Source organism: Streptomyces sp. NPDC059009, assembly GCF_042740175.1.
In the GTDB taxonomy this organism is placed as follows: domain Bacteria; phylum Actinomycetota; class Actinomycetes; order Streptomycetales; family Streptomycetaceae; genus Streptomyces.
Window position 1 is genome coordinate 50,773 of record NZ_JBHYJB010000043.1, and the last position, 18,840, is coordinate 69,612.

17 protein-coding genes are annotated in these 18,840 nt (G+C 71.5%); 9 read left to right on the forward strand and 8 right to left on the reverse strand.

Annotated elements, in window-relative coordinates; all coding sequences use genetic code 11:
• The first annotated feature begins 2 nt into the window (after nucleotides 1–2).
• Nucleotides 3–653, forward strand: coding sequence for a TetR/AcrR family transcriptional regulator (locus tag ACFWYM_RS34745; protein ID WP_384846397.1), 651 nt, complete (start codon nucleotides 3–5; stop codon nucleotides 651–653).
• A 66-nt stretch (nucleotides 654–719) separates the two neighbouring features.
• Here the strand turns inward: ACFWYM_RS34745 and ACFWYM_RS34750 are convergent, their stop codons facing one another.
• Nucleotides 720–2,762 (reverse strand): thioredoxin domain-containing protein, encoded by a 2,043-nt coding sequence (locus tag ACFWYM_RS34750; RefSeq protein ID WP_384846399.1) that lies wholly within the window; start codon nucleotides 2,760–2,762, stop codon nucleotides 720–722.
• 30 nt (nucleotides 2,763–2,792) lie between these two features.
• Entirely contained in the window at nucleotides 2,793–3,263 is a 471-nt protein-coding gene (locus ACFWYM_RS34755) for an SRPBCC family protein (RefSeq protein ID WP_384846401.1), read from the reverse strand.
• A gap of 239 nt (nucleotides 3,264–3,502) precedes the next feature.
• On the opposite strand from ACFWYM_RS34755, the gene ACFWYM_RS34760 reads away from it, so the two are divergent.
• Genes ACFWYM_RS34760 through ACFWYM_RS34775 form a run of 4 tightly spaced genes read left to right on the forward strand, consistent with a single transcriptional unit; the run spans nucleotide 3,503 to nucleotide 7,974 of the window.
• Nucleotides 3,503–4,489: a hypothetical protein gene (locus ACFWYM_RS34760; RefSeq protein ID WP_384846403.1), complete on the forward strand. Its 987-nt coding sequence runs from the start codon at nucleotides 3,503–3,505 to the stop codon at nucleotides 4,487–4,489.
• Nucleotides 4,486–5,553 carry an NAD(P)/FAD-dependent oxidoreductase gene (locus ACFWYM_RS34765; RefSeq protein ID WP_384846405.1) on the forward strand — a complete coding sequence of 356 codons (1,068 nt, stop codon included), beginning with the start codon at nucleotides 4,486–4,488 and terminating at the stop codon, nucleotides 5,551–5,553. Before ACFWYM_RS34760 ends, ACFWYM_RS34765 begins: the two co-directional genes overlap by 4 nt.
• Before the next feature lies 1 nt (nucleotide 5,554).
• Nucleotides 5,555–7,342 (forward strand): carbamoyltransferase, encoded by a 1,788-nt coding sequence (locus ACFWYM_RS34770; protein ID WP_384846407.1) that lies wholly within the window; start codon nucleotides 5,555–5,557, stop codon nucleotides 7,340–7,342.
• Between the two features lie 5 nt (nucleotides 7,343–7,347).
• On the forward strand, nucleotides 7,348–7,974 hold the full coding sequence (locus ACFWYM_RS34775; RefSeq protein WP_384846409.1) for a histidine phosphatase family protein: 627 nt from the start codon (nucleotides 7,348–7,350) through the stop codon (nucleotides 7,972–7,974).
• Nucleotides 7,975–8,092: 118 nt separating this feature from the next.
• Here the strand turns inward: ACFWYM_RS34775 and ACFWYM_RS34780 are convergent, their stop codons facing one another.
• Nucleotides 8,093–8,596 (reverse strand): nucleoside deaminase, encoded by a 504-nt coding sequence (locus ACFWYM_RS34780; RefSeq protein WP_384846411.1) that lies wholly within the window; start codon nucleotides 8,594–8,596, stop codon nucleotides 8,093–8,095.
• A gap of 387 nt (nucleotides 8,597–8,983) precedes the next feature.
• Here ACFWYM_RS34780 and ACFWYM_RS34785 point away from each other — a divergent pair, with 387 nt between their 5' ends.
• Nucleotides 8,984–12,211 (forward strand): tetratricopeptide repeat protein, encoded by a 3,228-nt coding sequence (locus ACFWYM_RS34785; RefSeq protein WP_384846413.1) that lies wholly within the window; start codon nucleotides 8,984–8,986, stop codon nucleotides 12,209–12,211.
• A 130-nt stretch (nucleotides 12,212–12,341) separates the two neighbouring features.
• On the opposite strand, the gene ACFWYM_RS34790 is transcribed toward ACFWYM_RS34785, so the two are convergent.
• Nucleotides 12,342–12,575 (reverse strand): hypothetical protein, encoded by a 234-nt coding sequence (locus ACFWYM_RS34790; RefSeq protein WP_384846415.1) that lies wholly within the window; start codon nucleotides 12,573–12,575, stop codon nucleotides 12,342–12,344.
• Nucleotides 12,568–13,428, reverse strand: coding sequence for a mycothiol conjugate amidase Mca (gene mca / locus ACFWYM_RS34795; RefSeq protein WP_384846487.1), 861 nt, complete (start codon nucleotides 13,426–13,428; stop codon nucleotides 12,568–12,570). The genes ACFWYM_RS34790 and mca overlap by 8 nt, the downstream gene beginning before the upstream one ends.
• Before the next feature lie 147 nt (nucleotides 13,429–13,575).
• Here mca and ACFWYM_RS34800 point away from each other — a divergent pair, with 147 nt between their 5' ends.
• The 3 genes from ACFWYM_RS34800 (at nucleotide 13,576) to ACFWYM_RS34810 (ending at nucleotide 15,405) form a co-directional block, all read left to right on the forward strand.
• Nucleotides 13,576–14,013, forward strand: a complete 438-nt coding sequence (locus tag ACFWYM_RS34800) for a DUF4307 domain-containing protein (protein ID WP_384846417.1) — start codon at nucleotides 13,576–13,578, stop codon at nucleotides 14,011–14,013.
• Between the two features lie 202 nt (nucleotides 14,014–14,215).
• A complete protein-coding gene (gene greA, locus ACFWYM_RS34805; RefSeq protein WP_384846419.1) occupies nucleotides 14,216–14,713 on the forward strand; it encodes a transcription elongation factor GreA in 498 nt (165 codons plus the stop codon).
• Nucleotides 14,714–14,943: 230 nt separating this feature from the next.
• Nucleotides 14,944–15,405: a hypothetical protein gene (locus tag ACFWYM_RS34810; protein WP_384846421.1), complete on the forward strand. Its 462-nt coding sequence runs from the start codon at nucleotides 14,944–14,946 to the stop codon at nucleotides 15,403–15,405.
• A gap of 54 nt (nucleotides 15,406–15,459) precedes the next feature.
• On the opposite strand, the gene ACFWYM_RS34815 is transcribed toward ACFWYM_RS34810, so the two are convergent.
• From ACFWYM_RS34815 to ilvA, 3 genes are all read right to left on the reverse strand, one after another.
• The gene (locus ACFWYM_RS34815) at nucleotides 15,460–16,329 is read right to left on the reverse strand and encodes an ABC transporter permease (RefSeq protein ID WP_384846423.1); all 870 of its coding nucleotides are present in this window, start codon (nucleotides 16,327–16,329) and stop codon (nucleotides 15,460–15,462) included.
• The gene (locus tag ACFWYM_RS34820; protein ID WP_384846425.1) at nucleotides 16,326–17,351 is read right to left on the reverse strand and encodes an ATP-binding cassette domain-containing protein; all 1,026 of its coding nucleotides are present in this window, start codon (nucleotides 17,349–17,351) and stop codon (nucleotides 16,326–16,328) included. Before ACFWYM_RS34820 ends, ACFWYM_RS34815 begins: the two co-directional genes overlap by 4 nt.
• 191 nt (nucleotides 17,352–17,542) lie before the next feature.
• Nucleotides 17,543–18,772: a threonine ammonia-lyase gene (gene ilvA, locus ACFWYM_RS34825; RefSeq protein WP_384846427.1), complete on the reverse strand. Its 1,230-nt coding sequence runs from the start codon at nucleotides 18,770–18,772 to the stop codon at nucleotides 17,543–17,545.
• Nucleotides 18,773–18,840 lie beyond the last annotated feature (68 nt).

Genomic DNA, 18,840 nt, shown 5'->3' on the forward strand with positions numbered 1-18,840 from the left:
CAATGACCGACATGGCCGCCACCGCACGCACCCCCGACTCCGCCGCAGCCGCTCCCGCCGCCCCGAAGCCGAGCCTGCGCGAGCGGAAGAAGCAGAAGACCCGCGTCGCGATCCGCACGGCGACGTACCGGCTCATCACCGAGCAGGGGTACGACGCGACGACCGTCGAGCAGATCGCGGAGGCGGCGGAGGTCTCGCCGAGCACGGTGTTCCGGTACTTCCCCACCAAGGAAGACATCGTGCTCACCGACGAGTACGACCCGCTCATGGAGGCCCAGTTGCGGGCCCGGCCCGCGGACGAACCGTTCCTCGCCTCGCTGCGGCACGTCATCCGCAGCTCCGTGACGCTCAGCGTCTACGAGGAGATGGACCGCACGGACGAGACCAGGATCCGCACCCAGCTGATGATCGACTCGCCCGCGGTGCGCTCCCGGATGCTGGAGTCCATGTCGGTCACCGGCCGCATGATGTGCCAGGTCCTGGCCGACCGCACCGGCCGCGGCCCCGACGACCTGGAGGTCCGGGCGTACTGCATGGGCATCGTCGGCGCGCTCCTGGAGGCGTCGATCTACTGGGGGGAGAACGGCTACAAGGACGATCTGCGGGACCTGGTCGACCGGGTCCTGGTGGCGTTCGAGGGCGGGCTCTCCTAAGGCCGACCGTGCGAGGGCGGGCTCTCCGAAGGCGGGCTCACTGACTGAGCCCGCCCTTCCTTCTCGCTACTTCCCGCTCAACGGGTCCAGCTGCTCGGCCAGTTGCTCCGCGTCCGTCGTCGGCGCGTGGCACACGAAGTTCAGGCACACGTACGCCGTCTCCTCACCGTCCACCTCGGGCCGGTCCACCAGCAGCGGCAGCTCGGCCGAGTCCGCGCCGCCCGCGGTCCCCGCCGCCACCACCGCGCCGGGCGCCCTGCCGAGCAGCGCCGTCCGGTGCAGCGAGCCGCCGATCGCCCCGACCACAGCCACCTCGCGCGGCCCGTCCAGGGCGGCCTCCGCGACCGCGAGGCCGTGCCCGATGAAGCGCGGGGCGCGCGGGCCGATGGCCGTGACGACGCCCAACGCCCGCTCGGCGGCGGTGCGATGGGGCTCGGAGCCGGTGTGCGCGGCGTACGAGAGCAGGGCTCCGGCGGCGGCGGTCCAGCCGGACGGGGTGGCGTTGTCGGTGGGGTCCTGGGGGCGCCGGATGAGGCGCTCGGCGTCGGCGGCCGTGTCGTAGAGGGCACCAGTCTCCGGGTCCGTGAACTGGTCCAGGACGTGGTCGAGCAGGAACCCGGCGAACTCCAGCCACACCCCCTCCCCCGTCACCGACGCGAGCGCGAGGAAGCCCTCGGCGACGTCCGCGTAGTCCTCCAACACCCCGGCGTTGGCGGCGACTTGGCCGTCCTTCGAGGTGCGGGCGAGCCGCGCCCGCGGGTCCATGTGCAGACGTACGAGGAGGTCGCCCGCCGCGACCGCGGCCGCGACCAGGTCCGGGCGGCCGAAGTACGCGCCGGTCTCGGCGAGCGCGGCGACCGCGAGGCCGTTCCAGGCGGCGACCACCTTGTCGTCGCGGCCGGGCGCGGGACGCTCGGCGCGCGCGGCGAGCAGCCGCTCACGGATGGAGCCGATCCGCCCGGCGTCCGCCAACTCACTGTCCTGCTGCGGCAGTTGGAGGACCGAGGCGCCCTCCTCGAAGGTGCCCTCGGCCGTCACGCCGAAGTACGCGGCCGCCAGCTCGGCGTCCGCGTCGCCGAGGACCTCGCGCAGCTGCTCCGGGGTCCACACGTAGTAGGCGCCCTCGACATGGGCGCCCGTCGCCGCGTCCTCACTGTCGGCGTCGAGCGCGGAGGCGAACCCGCCCTCGTTCGTGCGGAGTTCGCGCACCATGAAGTCCGCGGTCTCCAGGGCGATGCGCTGCGCGAGCTCCGAGCCGGTGGCGCGCCACAGGTGGGCGTAGGCGCGGCACAGCAGGGCGTTGTCGTACAGCATCTTCTCGAAGTGCGGCACCACCCACTCGCGGTCCACCGAGTAGCGGGCGAAGCCGCCGCCGAGCTGGTCGTAGATGCCGCCGCGCGCCATCCGCTCACAGGTGTCGGCGGCCATCTGCAGGGCGCCCTCCGCGCCGGTGCGGGCGTGGTGGCGCAGCAGGAACTCGACGGCCATGGACGGCGGGAACTTGGGCGCGCCGCCGAAGCCGCCGCGCGTCTCGTCGTACTCGCGGACCAGGCCGAGCAGCGCCTGCGCCAGCTCCTCCTCGCCGGGCAGGCCGCCCTCGCCGAGGCCGAGGCGGCGCTCCGACAGATCCGCCACGATCTTCCCGGCGACCTCGGCGACCTCCTCGCGCCGTCCCGTCCACGCCTGGTGGACGCCCTCCAGGACCTGCGCGAAGGACGGCATGCCGTGGCGCGGCTCGGGCGGGAAGTACGTACCGAAGTAGAAGGGCTCGGCGTCGCCGGTGAGGAACACCGTCATGGGCCAGCCGCCCTGGCCCGTCGCGGCCTGCACCGCCTCCATGTAGACGGCGTCGACGTCGGGCCGCTCCTCGCGGTCCACCTTGATGTTCACGAACTTCTCGTTCATGAGCGCGGCGGTCTCCGCGTCCTCGAACGACTCGTGGGCCATGACGTGACACCAGTGGCAGGCGGAGTACCCGACCGAGAGGAGGACGGGCACCCCGCGCCTGCGGGCCTCTTCGAAGGCTGCGTCACACCACGGCCACCAGTCGACCGGGTTGTCGGCGTGCTGGAGCAGGTAGGGCGACTGCGAGTCGGCCAGTCGGTTCATACCGGCATCGTCGCACGACTGGTCCGGGCGCTAGTTCTTCGGCGCCGCGAAGTGGTCACGGATGGCGTCGGTCTGCTTCTCCATCATGGTGATGATGCCCTCGACGGTCTCCGGGTCGTGGTCCTCGGCGATGGTCAGCTCGCGCGACCACTCGAAGTAGCTGCGGGCCGGGTCGTTGGTGATCTCCCGTACGCGGATGGTGGCCACGTAGGCGTCGACGCCCGTCGTCGGGGCGATGGCGCGGTAGGTCTGGGAGCGGTCCACCTCGCTGCGGCCCGCGACCTCCTGCTGGACGAGGCCGTCGCAGAACACCAGCGTGAAGTCGTACCGCGACGGCACCCGCTCCACGGCGCCGCCGTCGGCCCAGCCCACGTCCTTCGCCGCGGGCCCGGACACGATCTGCACCACCTGGAGGGCGTCCCGGACCACGGACCAGACGGTGTCCGGGTCGGCCTCGACGATCGTCGAGTGGAACATCGTGTGCTTCCGCTGGATCGCCACGAGAACTCCTTTTCAGGCAAGGCGAATCCCCCGGGGGAGCCCCTTGCTTCGTCGCAACTTGTGCGAGGAAGTACACCGTCGACGGCGCAGATCCGGCCAGGGCCGAAAGATATGAAAACTTCCACAGACTGAGACAAGTCTTCGTGCCTTCCGTCACTGGCTGGCCTCGTCCGGCGGGCTGTCTACTCCTCAACGCACGTCGAACGAGCGGGAATTGTGCACGTACGAAAGGGAAAGCCTTGCCTGAGTCTTTGTCCGGTCGGCACATCGAGATCGTCTGGCCTGATCTGGGTATCACCGTCACCGCGGAACTGGACGGCCGCAACCCCGAGTTGGCCGACGCCCTGTGGGAGTCACTGCCCTACCGGAGCCTGCAGGGGCACGCGCTCGTGGCGGGCCGGCACCTGTACCACCACGTGCCGATCCCCAAGCTGCTGTACGTACACCCCTCGGAGCGCATCGCCGACCGGCGCGACGCGCCCAACGGCACGGTGTTCTGCTCGGGGCTGCAGCATCTGGGCATCAAGTACGGCGAGTTGACCGAGCCGATGCCGGCGGCGCCCGTGGGCCGGATCCGGGACACGGACCTGCCCGCCCTGGACGAGGCCGCGCAGGCGGTCTGGGACGCGGTCTACTCGACGAAGAAGGAGATCCTGGTCGAGGTCCGCAAGGCGGGCACGGCGGGCGGCCACAGCATCCCGCGCCTGACCGCCGCCGACGCCGCCGCGGACGGACTGCTCCAGGACGTGTACGCGGAGACGGAGCGGATCTGGCTGACCGCGCCGCCCGAGCTCGACGACCTGCACCGGGGCCTGATCCCCTCCGGCGCCGGGTCGTACGAGACGGTCCTTCCCACCCTGCTGTTCGTCAACGGCGAGACCCGTCCGCTGGGTTACGCCAGCTACGGCGGACTGGTCCGGGCCGCCGTCGGGGACATGCCGATGGACTCGCTGCGCCAGATGACCCGGCTGCTGGTCGGCGTCCCGGCCGAGTTCCTCGGCTACTGCGGCCTGGAGAAGCTGTGGGCCTTCACCCAGCGCTTCCTGGCCTGCCTCGACGACCTCGACCGCGACGACTTCCTGGCCGTGGTCAGCCAGCTGGCGCTCTACATCAACTGCCTGGGCGGCTGGAACCTGCACCTGTTCCCGTGGGACGCCACCGACGGCCTGCGCCAGCTGCGCTCCGCCGAGGCCACCGAGGCCGCCGAGGCGGTCCGGCCCTCATGAGCGCCCTGCCACCCAGCGCCCTGCCCGACCGCACCGACGCCCTCGTCATCGGCGGCGGCGTCATCGGCACCGCGATCGCCTGCGAACTCGCCGAGGCCGGGGTCGGCACGGTCCTTCTTGAGCGCGGCACGCTCGGCTCGGGCTCGTCCGGGTCCACCGCGAACGTCGTACGGACGTACTTCCCCGGCGAGGCCCGCACCGGCGCCCTCGCCGTGCGCAGCATGACCGCGTACCGGTCCTTCGCCGAGCGGACCGGAACCCCGCTCGGTCTGGAGCGCGTCGGCTTCATGGTGCTGTTCACCGAGGAGCGGCAGGTCGAGGAGTTCCACCGCGACCACGCCGCCCAGCGCGACGCGGGCGTGGACGTCCAGCTCGTGTCCGCGGCCGAGGCGGCGCAGCTGAACCCGCTGCTCGACGAGAGCACGATCCTGGCGGCGGCCTGGTCGCCCGAGGCGTACTCCTGCGACCCGGTCGCGATCGTGCGCGGCTACGCCGCGGCCGCCCAGGAGGCCGGGGCGGTCCTGCGCACGGAGACCCCCGTCACCGGCATCGACCCCGACGGGCGGGTCCACACCCCGGCGGGCAGCATCCTCGCCGGCACCGTCATCTGCGCGGCCGGTGCCTGGTCGGGAGAGGTGGCCGCGCTGGCGGGCGTCCGGCTCCCGGTGGCCCCGGAGCCCATCGAGCTGCTCCTCACGGACCCCCCGGCGGAGCCGACCGGCGCCCTGCCGATGACGCTGCACCCCTCCAGCCTGCGGATCCGCGCCTGGAAGGACCGCGTCCTCGTCGGGATGGGCCGCCCCCAGGAGGGCGAGTCCCGGGACGCCTGGCTCCAGCGGCTCGCGCGGCAGCTCGGCACCACGTACCCGGCGCTCGACGGCATCCGGCTGCGCCGCGGCTGGGGCGGCGCCCTCGACGCCAGTCCGGACGGGCTCCCCCTCATCGGCCGCGACTCCTCCCGTCCCTTCCTCCACGCGGCGGGGTTCTCGGGCCAGGGACTGTGCCAGGCACCCGCGGCCGGAGAGCTCGTCCGCGACCTCTACCTCGGCAAGGAAGGCAACTGACATGAAGGTCCTGGGGTGGAACGGCTTCACCCGCGTCTCGGACTTCTTCGCCGAGCACTTCGGCGCGGTCGGAACCGAGAAGCACTATCTCCTCGGCCATGACGCGGGCGCCTCGCTGCTCGTGGACGGCGAACTGGTCGCGGCCGTCGAGGAGGAGCGGCTCAACCGCGAGAAGAAGACCACCGACTTCCCGGTGAACTCCGTCAACTGGTGCCTTGAGCAAGCCGGGTTGGACTTCTCCGACCTCGACCTGATCGCCATTCCGTGGAACTGGTCCGCCGAGGTCGAGGAAGAGATCGTCGCGGACATCACGGCGGCATCGCTGGAGCCCGCGGCACGGGACTACCTCGTGAGCAGCATGCGCAAGCTGTTCGCCGAGGTCGTCAGCCCCGAGGCGGTCCTCGCCGACTTCGCCGCGCGCACCGGCTTCACCCCCGACCCGGCCAAGGTGGTGTTCGTCCCGCACCACCTCGCACACGCCATGACCGGCTGGTACCTGGCGGGCGGGAAGGACGCCGCGTTCCTCGTCAGCGACGGCCGCGCCGAGCGGTTCTCCACGCTGCTGGGCGAGGTCCGCGACGGCCGGATCCGTGTCTTCGACGAGTCGACCATCGGCGCCGAGTACTCGATCGGGCTCCTCTTCGGCGCGATCACGCGCTTCCTCGGCTTCGTGCCCAACAACGACGAGTACAAGGTCATGGGCCTGGCCGGATACGCCGATCCGCCGGCGGTGAACCCGTTCGTCGAGAACCTGGTCCAGCTGCACGAGGACGGGCGCTACACCTTCACCCGGCCCCTTCAGACGGACGACCCGCGCAGCCTCGAGCCCGTGTTCGAGGAGTACTTCGGCCCCCGGCAGGACACCCTGGAATACCAGGCCCGGGTGGCCGCCGCGGCCCAGGAGATGCTGGGTGTCGTCACCCGCCACCAGGTCCGCGCCCTGGAGGCGAAGTCGGATCTGAACCACCTGCTGTTCGAGGGCGGCGTGGCGCTGAACTGCCTCAACAACACGCCGTTGCTGGAGGGTTCGCGCTTCGACGACATGGATGTGAGCTTCGGCGCCAGCGACACGGGAATCGTCATCGGCGCCGCGGTGCACGCCTGGGTCAACCACCCCGACCGTACGGGGGAGTTGAAGCCCGCGCCGCGGGTCACCCCCTACCTCGGGCCGGAGTACGACGACGCGGCGATCGAGCGGACGTTGCGGGACTTCGACGGGCGGGTGCGCTGGACCCGGCTGAGCGACGACGAGGTCGTCGACCAGGTGGCGAAGCTGCTCACCGAGAAGGCCGTCGTCGGCTGGTTCGAGGGGCGGGTCGAGCACGGCCCCCGGGCCCTGGGGCACCGCAGCATCCTGGCGAACCCGAGCTTCCCGGACATCAAGGACATCATCAACACGAAGGTCAAGCACCGGGAGCCGTTCCGCCCGTTCGCCCCGCTCGTCATCGAGTCGGACGCGCCGAAGGTCTTCGAGATGGGCCGCAAGTCCCGCTCCCCGTACATGACGTTCGTGTTCCCGGTGCGGCCGGAGTTCCACGAGGTCATCCCCGGGGCGACCCATGTGGACGGCACGTCCCGGGTGCAGACGATCACCGACGAGGACACCCCGCGCCTCGCGGCCCTGCTGCGCCGGTTCACGGCCCTGACCGACGTCCCCTGCCTGATCAACACCTCGTTCAACGTGGCGGGCGAGCCGATCGTGTGCACCCCGGCCGACGCGCTGAACTGCTTCCTCGGCACCGAGATCGACCACCTGGTCCTCGGCAACCACCTCGTCACGAAGGTCTGAGCGGCGTGCTCACGACGCTGCTGTTGCTGCGGCACGGCGAGACGGCGCTGACCGCGCACCAGCGGCTCTCGGGCAGCGGCGGAGACGATCCGCCGCTGTCCGGCACGGGCCGCCGGCAGGCCGACGCCGCGGCGGAGTCGCTCGCGGCCCGCTTCGGCGTCCAGGCCGTGGTGTCCTCGCCGCTGCGCCGGTGCCGGGAGACGGCCGGGGCCGCGGCGCGCCGCCTCGGCCCGGAGGTGCGGGTCGACGCAGGGCTGCGCGAGGCGGACTTCGGCGCCTGGGAGGGGCTGACGTTCGCCGAGGTGCGCGAGCGGTACCCGCGGGAGTTCGCGGCGTGGCAGGCGGACCCGGCGGCGGTGCCGGGCGGCACGGGCGAGAGCTTCGCCTCCGTGACGCACCGGGTCGAGCGGGCGCGGGACAAGCTGCTCGCGGAGCACGCGGGCCGGACGGTCCTGCTCGTCTCGCACGTGGCGCCGCTGCGCACCCTGGTCCGGCTCGCGCTCGGCGCACCGCCGCGGACGCTGTTCCGGATGGACCTCGCGGCGGCCTCGGTGTCGGAGGTGACGTACGACGGGGCGGGCGAGGCCACGCTGCGCTTCCTCAACGACACCTCACATCTGTCACACCTGTGAAGCAGGCACCTCACTCCTGAAGAGCAAGCAATGAGGCCGACGTCCGGTGTTCGTGCACCGGGCGTCGGCCTCATCACGTCTCAACAGGCCACTCTCAACAGAGAGTTCAAGGGGCGGTTCAGTAGTCGATGCGGTCCGTCTTGGCCAGCCACGCGTCGAACGGCGCCGTGCGGTTCGGCAGCTCGATCCGCTCGACCGACATCGGCCACAGCTCCGGCGACTTCTTCTCGAGCAGGTCGTAGAAGCGGCGGTCGTCGAAGCCCGCCACCGCGGCGTCGTCACGGTCGGCGGCGAAGTAGACGCGCTCGACGCGGGCCCACAGAGCGGAGGTCAGACACATCGGGCACGGCTCGCACGAGGTGATCAGGACACAGCCCTCGAGCGAGAAGGTGCCGAGCGCCTTGCAGGCGGCGCGGATCGCGCTGACCTCGGCGTGCGCCGTGGGGTCCAGGTTCTCGGTGACGTGGTTGTTCTCAAGAGCGACGATCTCGCCGTCCTTGGCGATCAGCGCGCCGAAGGGACCGCCTCCGTTGTTGACACTCTCGACGGCACGGTTGATCGCCTTGTCCAGCCAGGCGCGCTCGAGCTCGAGGGTGCTCGTTTCCAGGGTGTGCGCGGTCACTGTCGCTCCTTTTCGGAGGTTGGTGGAGGATTCCCCGGGCCGCGCTGCGGGTTCGCGGTTTCGGGTCGTTCTTTTCGAGCCAGGAGACCGAAGTCCCTTACGTGTTTCGTTCACATGCTGTTAACGCGGAATAACGCAAGTACACCCGCCCGCCCCCTCCGAGGGTCAGTCACCGAAACCATGAAGGAAGTGACTGGTCGGCCGACCTGGCTTGTAGATTCACATGAAAGGTGACCCTCAGCGAGTGCACGGTTTTGCCTGCGGAACCAAAGGCGGGCAAAAAGGCGCCGCCCGGCGGCAAGATCAAGACAGGGAGGCCCTCGCGCCCCCGCCCCGCACGCAGGACACTTGGGGCCAGACGCGTCGTGTACGTCGGAGGGGGACCCTGTGCGAGAGAGCCATCGGGCCGAAGCCGAGCGCCTTCTGGTGCGTGCGGTGGAGGAGGAGGTCCGCCGCTCGGGCGGGCGCGTCGACGGGCCGGTGCTGCTCTCCCGGGCGCGCGGGGCGCTCGACCAGATGGCGAAGACCGCGGCCGAGGAGTACGAGGCGTACACCAGGGCCCTGGACGAGGCGGCGGCCGGACAGATCGGCTTCGGGCAGCGGTTCGCGAAGGAGAAGGCCGGAACCCCCTTACTGGTGACGGCCGTTGCCGCGGTCGCGGCGGGCGTCGCCGACGTGGCGCTCGGCACGGACGGCTCGACGGCCCTCGCCGCCGGGGCGGCCGTCGGCGTGGTGGGCGCGGCCGTGACCGTCGGCAAGGTCGCCGCCGCGCATCTGCCCGCCGCCAGCCGCCACGCGGGCGCGGTGGGCCAGCCCGGCGGCCCCGAGCAGCTGCGCCTGCAGTGGCTGACGGCCCTGGAGGTGCGCGGTGTGCGCCCCTTCTTCGACCAGCAGCGGGTCCTCGCCTCCAGCTCCGGGACGAAGACCGCGGCGGCGCCCCAGCTGCGCCGCACCGACAAGAGCGCGGCCGCGCGGCGCCGGGCCGTCCTGGAGCAGTCGTTCGGCCAGCTGCCGCAGCCCGAGGGCCCCTTCTCGGGGCGGCGGGCCGAGCTCGGGCAGATAGGCCAGTGGGTGCGGGCGGCCCGGGCGAGCACCGACACCCGGCCCACGGTGGTGGTGCTGCACGGCGCACCGGGCGCGGGCCGCACCACCCTCGCCGTCCGGGCGGCGCACGAGCTGCGGGACCAGTTCCGGGGCGCGTGCGTGGTGGACCTGCGCGGCGACAGCCCGAACGATCCGCCCCTGACCACCCGGGACGCCCTCCTGCACCTCCTGAACCGCCTCGGCGCCCCCCGCGAGCAGCTCCTCTTCCGCGAGCGATCCACCCAGGACCAGCAGGTCAGGCGCCTGGCCGAGCTCTACCACCAGCAGCTGACCGGCCTGCCCGTCACCGTCGTCCTGGACGACGCGAGCGACCCCGAGCAGGTCCGCGCCCTGATCCCGGAGCGCTCCGACAGCCTGGTCCTGGTCACCGCCCGTGACGCCCTGGAACTCCCCGACGACCTGGCCGCCTGGGTGCACCACCTGCCGGTCCAGGCGCTGGACGCGGCGGGCGCCGAGGAGCTCCTCGCGGCGTCGGCGGCCCCCGAGGCACACGCCCCGTACGACGCCGAAGCCACCGATTCCGTACGGGAGTTGTGCGGCGGTCTCCCGCTGGCGCTGCGCATCGCCGGGTCCGCGCTCGGCCCCCGCACACCCGGGGAGCTCGCCGCCGACCTCGCGGCGTACGGCCCCGCCGGGGCGGTCGGGCCCGTCGAGCGGGTGCTGTGGCTGCGCTACACCGACCAGTCCGAGCCCGCCCGCCGGCTGCTGCGGCGCCTGGCCCTCGCCGGGCGCGCCTCGCTCGGGGCGGCGGCCGCGGCGGCGCTGCTCGGCACCGACACCCGGGACCCGCAGACCGCCGAGCGGCACCTGGCCGAGCTCTCCCGGGCGGGCCTGGTCGACCGCGTACGGGGCAGCCGCTACCGCCTGCACGACCTGGTGCGCGCCTTCGCGCAGGCCCGCCTCCTGGACGAGGAGGAGCCGGGCGAGCGCACCGCCGCCCAGGAGCGCCTCATCGTCAGCTACAGCGAGCTGGCGGACGCGGTGATCCGCCTCGTCGACGGCAAGATGTCGACGCGCGCGGGCCAGTTCGACGGCCATGGCTTCACGTCCCTGGACGCCGCGCTGCGCTGGCTCGACGACGAGTCGAGCTTCATCACGGCGGCGCTGCGGCACGCGGAGGGCGTCAACCAGGACGCGGTCCTGCGCCTCCTCGGCGCGCTCTGCGACTACTGCCTGCTGCGCGGCGACCTGTACCGCCTCGGCGAGATCAGCGAGCTGACGCAGGCGGTCGACCAGGGCCTCCTGGTCCGCTCCGTCCAGTGGCGCACCGGCATCGCCTCGCGCCAGCTCGGCGAGCTGGACCAGGCCCGCACGACCCTCACCTCCGTCGTCGACCTCTACTTCGAGGCCCGGCACGACGCGGGCGCGGCCCTCGCCCTCTGCTCCCTCGGCATCACGCTCCACCACCAGGGCCAGCTCACGGAGGCCGCGGAACGCCTCCACGAGGCCCTCGACCTCCAGTCCGCCGAGGCCCTCGCCGGCGACCGCGCCTGGACCCTGCACGCCCTGGCCGCGGTGGAGCGGGACCGCTCCCAACTGGCGGACGCCCTGGCCCACTTGGAGGAGTCGCTGCGGCTGCACCGGGCCAACGAGTCGATGCACGGCGAAGCCTGGGCCCACTTCCAGCTGGGCCAGCTCTGTCTGCGCCTGGGCGACGTGCCCCGCGCGGAGGCCGAACTGCGCGAGGCCCTCGGCCTGTACGGCAAGACCCGCGACGGCCGCGGCGAAGCCTGGGCCCTCACCCAGCTGGCCCGGGCCCGCCTGGTCGACGGCGACGCGACGGCGGCCGCCGAGTCCCTGCGCCATGCCGTCTCCCGCCACCGCGACAACGAGGACGCGCGCGGCGAGGCGTGGTCGGCCTACTACCTGGGCCAGGCCCTGGAGGAGACGGGCGACCTGGACCGGGCGGTGCGCGAACTGGAGCGCTCACGGACGATGTTCTCGCGCATGCGCGACGTCTACGGCCTGGCCTGCGCCCGCCACCACTCCGCCCGCGTCACCCGCGACCAACGGGCCGCCCAGACCGGCTCGTTGCGCAACTCCGGCTTCGCCCGCCAGCTCCTGGTGGACGCCCGCGCCGACTTCCAGCGCATCGGCGTCGCCCACGGCGAGGCGTGGACCTGCCTGGAGCTCGCGGTGGTCGACGCGGGCAACACCCGCGCCGCCCAGGCCCTCGCCCTGTGCGACGACGCCCTGGAGCTCTTCACCTCGTACGGCGACCACCGGGGCGCCGACTGGGCCCGCTTCCTGCGCTGCACCCTCCTCCCCTTCGCCTCCCCGGGCGGCTCGGAGGTGGGCACGGCGGTGGCCCTGGAGGACCTCTCCGAACTGGCCCGCTCCGGCCACCCGACGCGCGACGGGAAGCTGGACGCGTACGTGGAGGCGTACCAGCTGATGCTGGAGCGGGGCGCGGACCTGGAGGCCGGGTGGCAGGCGTGGCGCCTGGGGATGGTGCCGGACCGGCACGCCCGGGAGGTCATGGGCGTCAGCGGAACGGAGGGCCCGGCCTAGGACGCGCCCGTGCGGCATGTGGCACCCCTTGAAGTCCCGGTGGCGAGGGACCATGCCTCGCTCGCCGGGATGAGAGTGCCTCTTATCGGCTCGGCCCGCTCGCGCCACCGGGCGCGGGCGGGCGGAGCCGCTACTTCTGCGGCGCCGCGCCCGGCTCCGCGGCCGTCGCGTCCGACGACTCCTTGAAGTCGACCTTCCGCATGTGCTTGTTCATCGACTTCATCAGGCCCCAGACCGCCAGCGCCATCACCGCGAAGACGATGAACCCCAGGACGCCGGGGGTCACCTTGTCGTCGTCGACCTCCTTGGCGAGGGGGACGAGGTGCGTCAGTGCCAGATCTACTCGCGCGCTCATATCAGGCATTGTCGCGGATGCCCGCAAAGAGGTCGTCCTCGGGGAGGGAGGTATCGACGAGAGACTTCGCCAGCTCGTACTCCTCGGTGGGCCAGACCTCCTTCTGGAGCTCCATCGGGACCGTGAACCAGCCGCCGTCGGGGTCGATCTGCGTGGCGTGCGCGATCAGCGCCTTGTCGCGGATCTCGAAGAAGTCGCCGCACGGGATGTGCGTGGTCAGCGTCCGCTCGACCCGCTCGAACTCGTCCCAGCGCTTGAGCCAGTCCCCGTACGGCGACTCCAGGCCGCGGTCGAGCAGCGCGTGGTGCAGCGCCTCGGTGCGGGGGCGGTTGAAGCCCTGGTTGTAGTAGAGCTTCTGCGGCTGGAACGCCGGGCCGAACTCCGACTCCGGGTACTTCTCGGCGTCCGCCGCGCCCTCGAAGGCCACCATCGTGATCTTGTGGGTCATGATGTGGTCGGGGTGCGGATAGCCGCCGTTCTCGTCGTACGTCGTGATGACCTGCGGCCGGAACGAGCGGATCTGCTTGACCAGCTCCCCCGCCGCCTTGTCGACGTCCTCCAGCGCGAAGCAGCCCTCGGGCAGCGGCGGCAGCGGGTCGCCCTCGGGCAGCCCCGAGTCGACGAAGCCGAGCCACTCCTGCTTGACGCCGAGGATCTCGCGCGCCTCGTCCATCTCCTTCTTGCGCACCTCGTGGATGTGCTCCTGAATGTAGGTGTCGCCCTGGAGCTTCGGGTTCAGGATGTCGCCGCGCTCGCCGCCCGTGCAGGTCACGACGAGCACGTCCACCCCCTCGGACACGTACTTGGCCATGGTGGCCGCGCCCTTCGACGACTCGTCGTCGGGGTGGGCGTGAACGGCCATCAATCGCAGCTGCTCAGTCAAGGCAAGATCCTCAGCGGTGATAAGTGGTGACGGGCGCCCTCAGTGTCAGTACGCAACGGGCGGCTTCTATAGTGACGGAACCGGGGGGCGGAAAATTCCGGCATCCCCCTGTCCTGGAGGACGATCATGAGTGCGGTCAGCGGCGGCGACCTCGACGGCTCGGCCGCGCAGATCCCCGCTCAGCGCCCCGAGGGCCGCTACGGGCGCTCCTCGGACGAGCGCGCCGACCGCACCCTGAAGCTCGTGGGCGCCGCACTCGGCGCGGTGCTGCTCGTGGTGATCGGCTGGTTCGCGTACCACTACGTCGCCGCGTCGAAGATCAGCGCCGAGGTGATCACGTTCGACGCGGTCTCCGACAAGGCCGTGAAGGTGCACCTCGAGGTGCGCAAGGACGCCGACGCGAGCGGCTACTGCACGGTGCGCTCGCAGGCGGAGGACGGCTCCGAGGTGGGGCGCGCGGACTTCCGCTTCGACCAGGACTCCGGCCGCGTCGACAAGGTCGTCACCCTGCGCACGACGGGGCGCGGCAACACCGCCGAGCTGCTCGGCTGCCACGCCGACTGACCCCGTCAGCCCCGGGCCGCCGCTGCCGCCCCGTGCTCCTCAGCGGCCACATACCGCCTCACCTGCGTTGACGTATTTCTGATGGCTTATGTCCTCCCCCTCGCGCGCCTGAATTGTTAGGCTCGTGGTTTCGCCCACCCGTGAGGGAACATCCTTCTGGGTAGGGCGTGCTTTGTATTCCCAGTACCTACGAGGAGCACCTGTGACCCAGACCAGCGAGAACGTCACCTGGCTCACCCAGGAGGCGTACAACCAGCTCAAGGCCGAGCTGGAGTACCTGTCTGGTCCTGCGCGCACCGAGATCGCGACCAAGATCGCGGCGGCGCGCGAGGAGGGCGACCTGCGGGAGAACGGCGGGTACCACGCGGCCAAGGAGGAGCAGGGCAAGCAGGAGCTCCGCGTCCGGCAGCTGACCCAGCTCCTGGAGCACGCGAAGGTCGGCGAGGCCCCGGCCGCGGACGGCGTGGTGGCTCCGGGCATGGTCGTCACGATCGCCTTCGACGGCGACGAGGACGACACCCTGACCTTCCTGCTCGCCTCCCGTGAGTACGCGAGCTCGGACATCGAGACGTACTCGCCGCAGTCCCCGCTGGGTTCCGGCGTGAACGGCAAGAAGATCGGCGAGGACGCGGAGTACGAGCTGCCGAACGGCAAGCTCGCCTCGGTGAAGATCCTCGAGGCAAAGCCGTACCAGGGCTGACCGCCCCTCGGACCAGACCTCACGCGGAAGCCCCCGGCACACGGTGTGTGCCGGGGGCTTCCGCGTGCGTGGCCCCTTCGGCGGCTTCGTCCGGGCCCTCGCGGACGTCCTTGCCCCTTGAGGCAGTGCACGAAGAGCCAATGGCGGCGCCCGCGCGGCCGACCCCAGGATGATCCGCGCGGGGCGGCCCCGAGCCGGCCCGCTCCCTCAGCAGAAGGAGTTGCGACCTCGTGCAGATGAAACACTCCCTCGCGGCCACCGCCACGGCCGTCGCACTGCTCGCCGGCGGCGCCGCCACCGCGAACGCGGCGCAGGATTCCGCCCCGTCCAAGGGCAGCGTGAGCGTTGTCCAGCAGGTGGAGGCCAAGAAGGCCGCCAAGCTGACGCCGCTGTACCCGAAGAAGCACAAGAAGAACGGGAAGTGGCGCATCTACGCCCAGGCGAAGGTCAACAAGGGCGGCAAGCTGCCGAAGGGCGCGGTGGCCTGCGTCTCGCTGCTGCAGGCCCACCCGTACACACCCGACCTGGAGGTGGCCAACTCCTGCTCGAAGAAGAAGCGGCGCACCGGCCTGTTCTGGACGTCGGCCCAGGCGAGCCCCTGTGGGTCGTACAAGTCCCTGTCGTACTACAAGTACAAGGGCAAGACCCACCAGTTCAAGCGCAGCAGGAGCGTCCAGTACTGCGTTTCCTGACCGTGCGCGAGGCGGGGCCCCCGGGGTGGCCCGGAGCCCCGCCTCTTGCGTGTGTCAGGCCGTAGCCGAGCGGTACTTGCGGACCGCCAGCGTCCGGAACACCACGATGATCAGGACGGACCAGATGATCGAGGCCAGGACCGGCTGTTCCATGGGCCAGGCGCCGGTCAGTGACTTGGGCTGGCCCGCGATGGTGTTGCCGAACAGCTGGCGGGCCGCCGCGACGGTCGCGCTGAAGGGGTTCCACTCGGCGACGTGCTGGAGGAACGAGGGCATGCCCTTGACCGGCACGAAAGCATTCGAGATGAACGTCAGCGGGAAGAGCCAGATCAGGCCGCCGGAGGTGGCGGCCTCCGGGGTGCGCACCGACAGGCCGATGAGCGCGCCGATCCACGAGAACGCGTAGCCGAGCAGGAGCAGCAGGGCGAATCCCGCGAGCACCTTGGCGAGGTTCTCGTGCGTGCGCCAGCCGACGAGCAGGGCGACGACCGCGAGCACGACCAGCGTGAGGGCGGTCTGCACCAGGTCGGCGAGGGTGCGGCCGGTGAGCACCGCGCCGCGTGCCATCGGCAGCGAGCGGAAGCGGTCGATGAGGCCCTTGTGCATGTCGTCCGCGATGCCCGCGCCGGCGCCCGCCGTGGCGAACGTGACGGTCTGGGCGAAGATGCCCGCCATCAGGAACTCGCGGTACGCCTGGGCGTTCCCGGGGGGTGCGCCGGGGATGTTGATGGACCCGCCGAAGACGTAGGTGAACAGCACCACGAACATGATCGGCTGGATCAGGCCGAAGATGACCATCTCCGGTATCCGGCTCATGCGGATCAGGTTGCGCTTGGCGACGACCAGGGAGTCCCTGATCGACTGGCCGATGCCACCGGATCCGGCGGGGGCCAGGCTCGGCACGGTGTCGGTCACGGCGCTCACTTGGCCGCCTCCTTCTGGGACTTGGCCTGGGACGTGGCCTCTTGGGATCCGGCCCCGTCCCCGTCGTCCTCCTCCTTCTCCGCGGCGTGGCCGGTGAGGGAGATGAAGACGTCGTCGAGGGTGGGGCGGCGCAGACCGATGTCGTCGATCTCCACGCCGCGCTGATCGAGCTCGCGGATGACCTCGGCGAGGAGCTTGGCGCCGCCGACGACCGGGGCGATGAGCTTGCGGGTGTGCTCCTCGACCGCCGGGTCCGCGCCGTCCTTGGAGAAGGAGCGCAGCACCTCCGCCGCGATCGGCAGCTGTTCCCGGCCGTGCACGACGATCTCGACGCGCTCGCCGCCGGTCCGGGCCTTGAGCTCGTCCGACGTGCCGCGCGCGATGACGCGGCCGTGGTCGACGACGCAGATGTCGTGCGCCAGGTTGTCGGCCTCTTCCAGGTACTGGGTGGTGAGCAGGAGGGTCGTGCCGCTGCCCACGAGGTCCCGGATCACGTCCCACAGCGCCTGGCGGTTACGGGGGTCGAGGCCCGTCGTCGGCTCGTCCATGAACATCACGGGTGGTCTGACCACCAGGGCGGCGGCGAGGTCGAGGCGGCGGCGCATGCCTCCGGAGTACGTCTTCGCGTTGCGGTCGGCGGCTTCCGTGAGGTTGAACTGCTCCAGCAGCTCACCGGCCCGCTTCTTCGCGTCCCGCGCACTCATCTGGTAGAGCTGGCCGACCATCTGGAGGTTCTCCCGGCCGGTCAAGTACTCGTCCACCGCGGCGAATTGGCCCGACAGGCCGATGGAGCGGCGCACGCGGTTGGGGTGTTTCAGGACGTCGATGCCGGCGACGAGAGCCGTGCCGCTGTCGGGCGTGAGGAGCGTGGTCAGACAGCGGACCGTCGTCGTCTTCCCCGCACCGTTCGGCCCGAGGAGGCCGAGGACCGTGCCCTCCGGGACATCGAGGTCGACGCCGTCGAGCGCTTTGACGTCACCGAAGGTCTTCACCAGACCTTCCGCGTAGATGGCGCCTGGCATGAGAGTTCTCCCAGCAGTTGGGTTACTTCCGAGGAAAAGCTTAGGTTTGTCCGCTTCTGCCCGCCCGGCGGCAGCCCGCCCGACGCGACTGACTATAACGCGATGTATCGCGTCTCACAAGAGATTTTCTCCGAGGTGCGGGGCCCTCAGAGATCCGAGGTGCGGGGCCCTCGGAGAGCCGCCCGCCCCGGTCAGTCGATGACCGTGTAGCCGGACTTCCGCAGCGCCGCGCTCACTTCCGTGCAGTGCTCGGGCCCCTTCGTCTCCAGCTGGAGCTCGACCTCGACCTCCGTGAGCCCGAGCCGCGGATCGGTCCTGACGTGGCTGATGTCGATGACGTTGGCGTCCACCTCGGACAGCACCCCGAGCAGCGTCGCCAGGGCGCCCGGCCGGTCCGTGAGGCGCAGCCGCAGCGACAGGTAGCGGCCCGCCGCGGCCATGCCGTGGCGCAGGATGCGCTGCATCAGCAGCGGGTCCACGTTGCCGCCCGACAGAAGCGCGACCACCGGGCCCTCGAAGCCGTGCGGATCGCTCAGCAGGGCCGCCACCGGGCTCGCGCCCGCCGGTTCGACGACCAGCTTGGCCCGCTCCAGGCAGAGCAGCAGCGCACTGGACAGCGCGTCCTCGGAGACGGTGACGACGCCGTCGAGCAGCTCCTCGATGATCTCGAACGGGACGTCGCCGGGGCGGCCCACCTTGATGCCGTCCGCCATCGTCGAGGGGTTCACGACCGACACCGGGTGCCCGGCCGCGAGCGAGGGCGGGTAGGCGGCCGCGCCCCTCGCCTGCACGCCGATCACGCGCACGTCCGGGCGCAGCGTCTTCACCGCGACGGCGATCCCGGCGGCGAGCCCGCCGCCCCCGACGCCCACGAGCAGCGTGCGCACCTCCGGGCACTGCTCCAGGATCTCCAGGCCGACCGTGCCCTGGCCCGCGATGATGTCCGCGTGGTCGAAGGGGTGGATGAAGACGGCGCCCGTCTTCTCCGCGTACTCCTCGGCGGCGGCCAGCGTCTCGTCGACCACCTGACCGTGCAGCCGGACCTCGGCCCCGTAGTCGCGCGTCGCCGCGACCTTGGGCAGCGGGGCGCCCGCGGGCATGAAGACCGTGGCGCGCACCCCGAGCAGCGAGGAGGCGAGCGCGACGCCCTGCGCGTGGTTGCCCGCGCTCGCCGCGACCACGCCCGCGGCCCGCTCCTCCGGCATCAGGCCGGCGATCCGCACGTACGCGCCGCGCAGCTTGAACGAGCCGGTCCGCTGGAGGTTCTCGCACTTCAGGTGCACGGGCGCGCCCACCAGCTGGGACAGGTGGTGGCTGTTCGCCATGGCGGTGATCCGGGCCACGCCCGAGAGCATCTTCTGGGCACCGCGCACATCGTCGAGGGTCACCTTCGGCAAGGAGTCACGTGTGCGGTAGCTCATGACGGCAAGTCTCCCAGTTCACGCCGGGTGGCTCCTCCCGGGACCACGGGTCGAGACTGGTTTGTGCA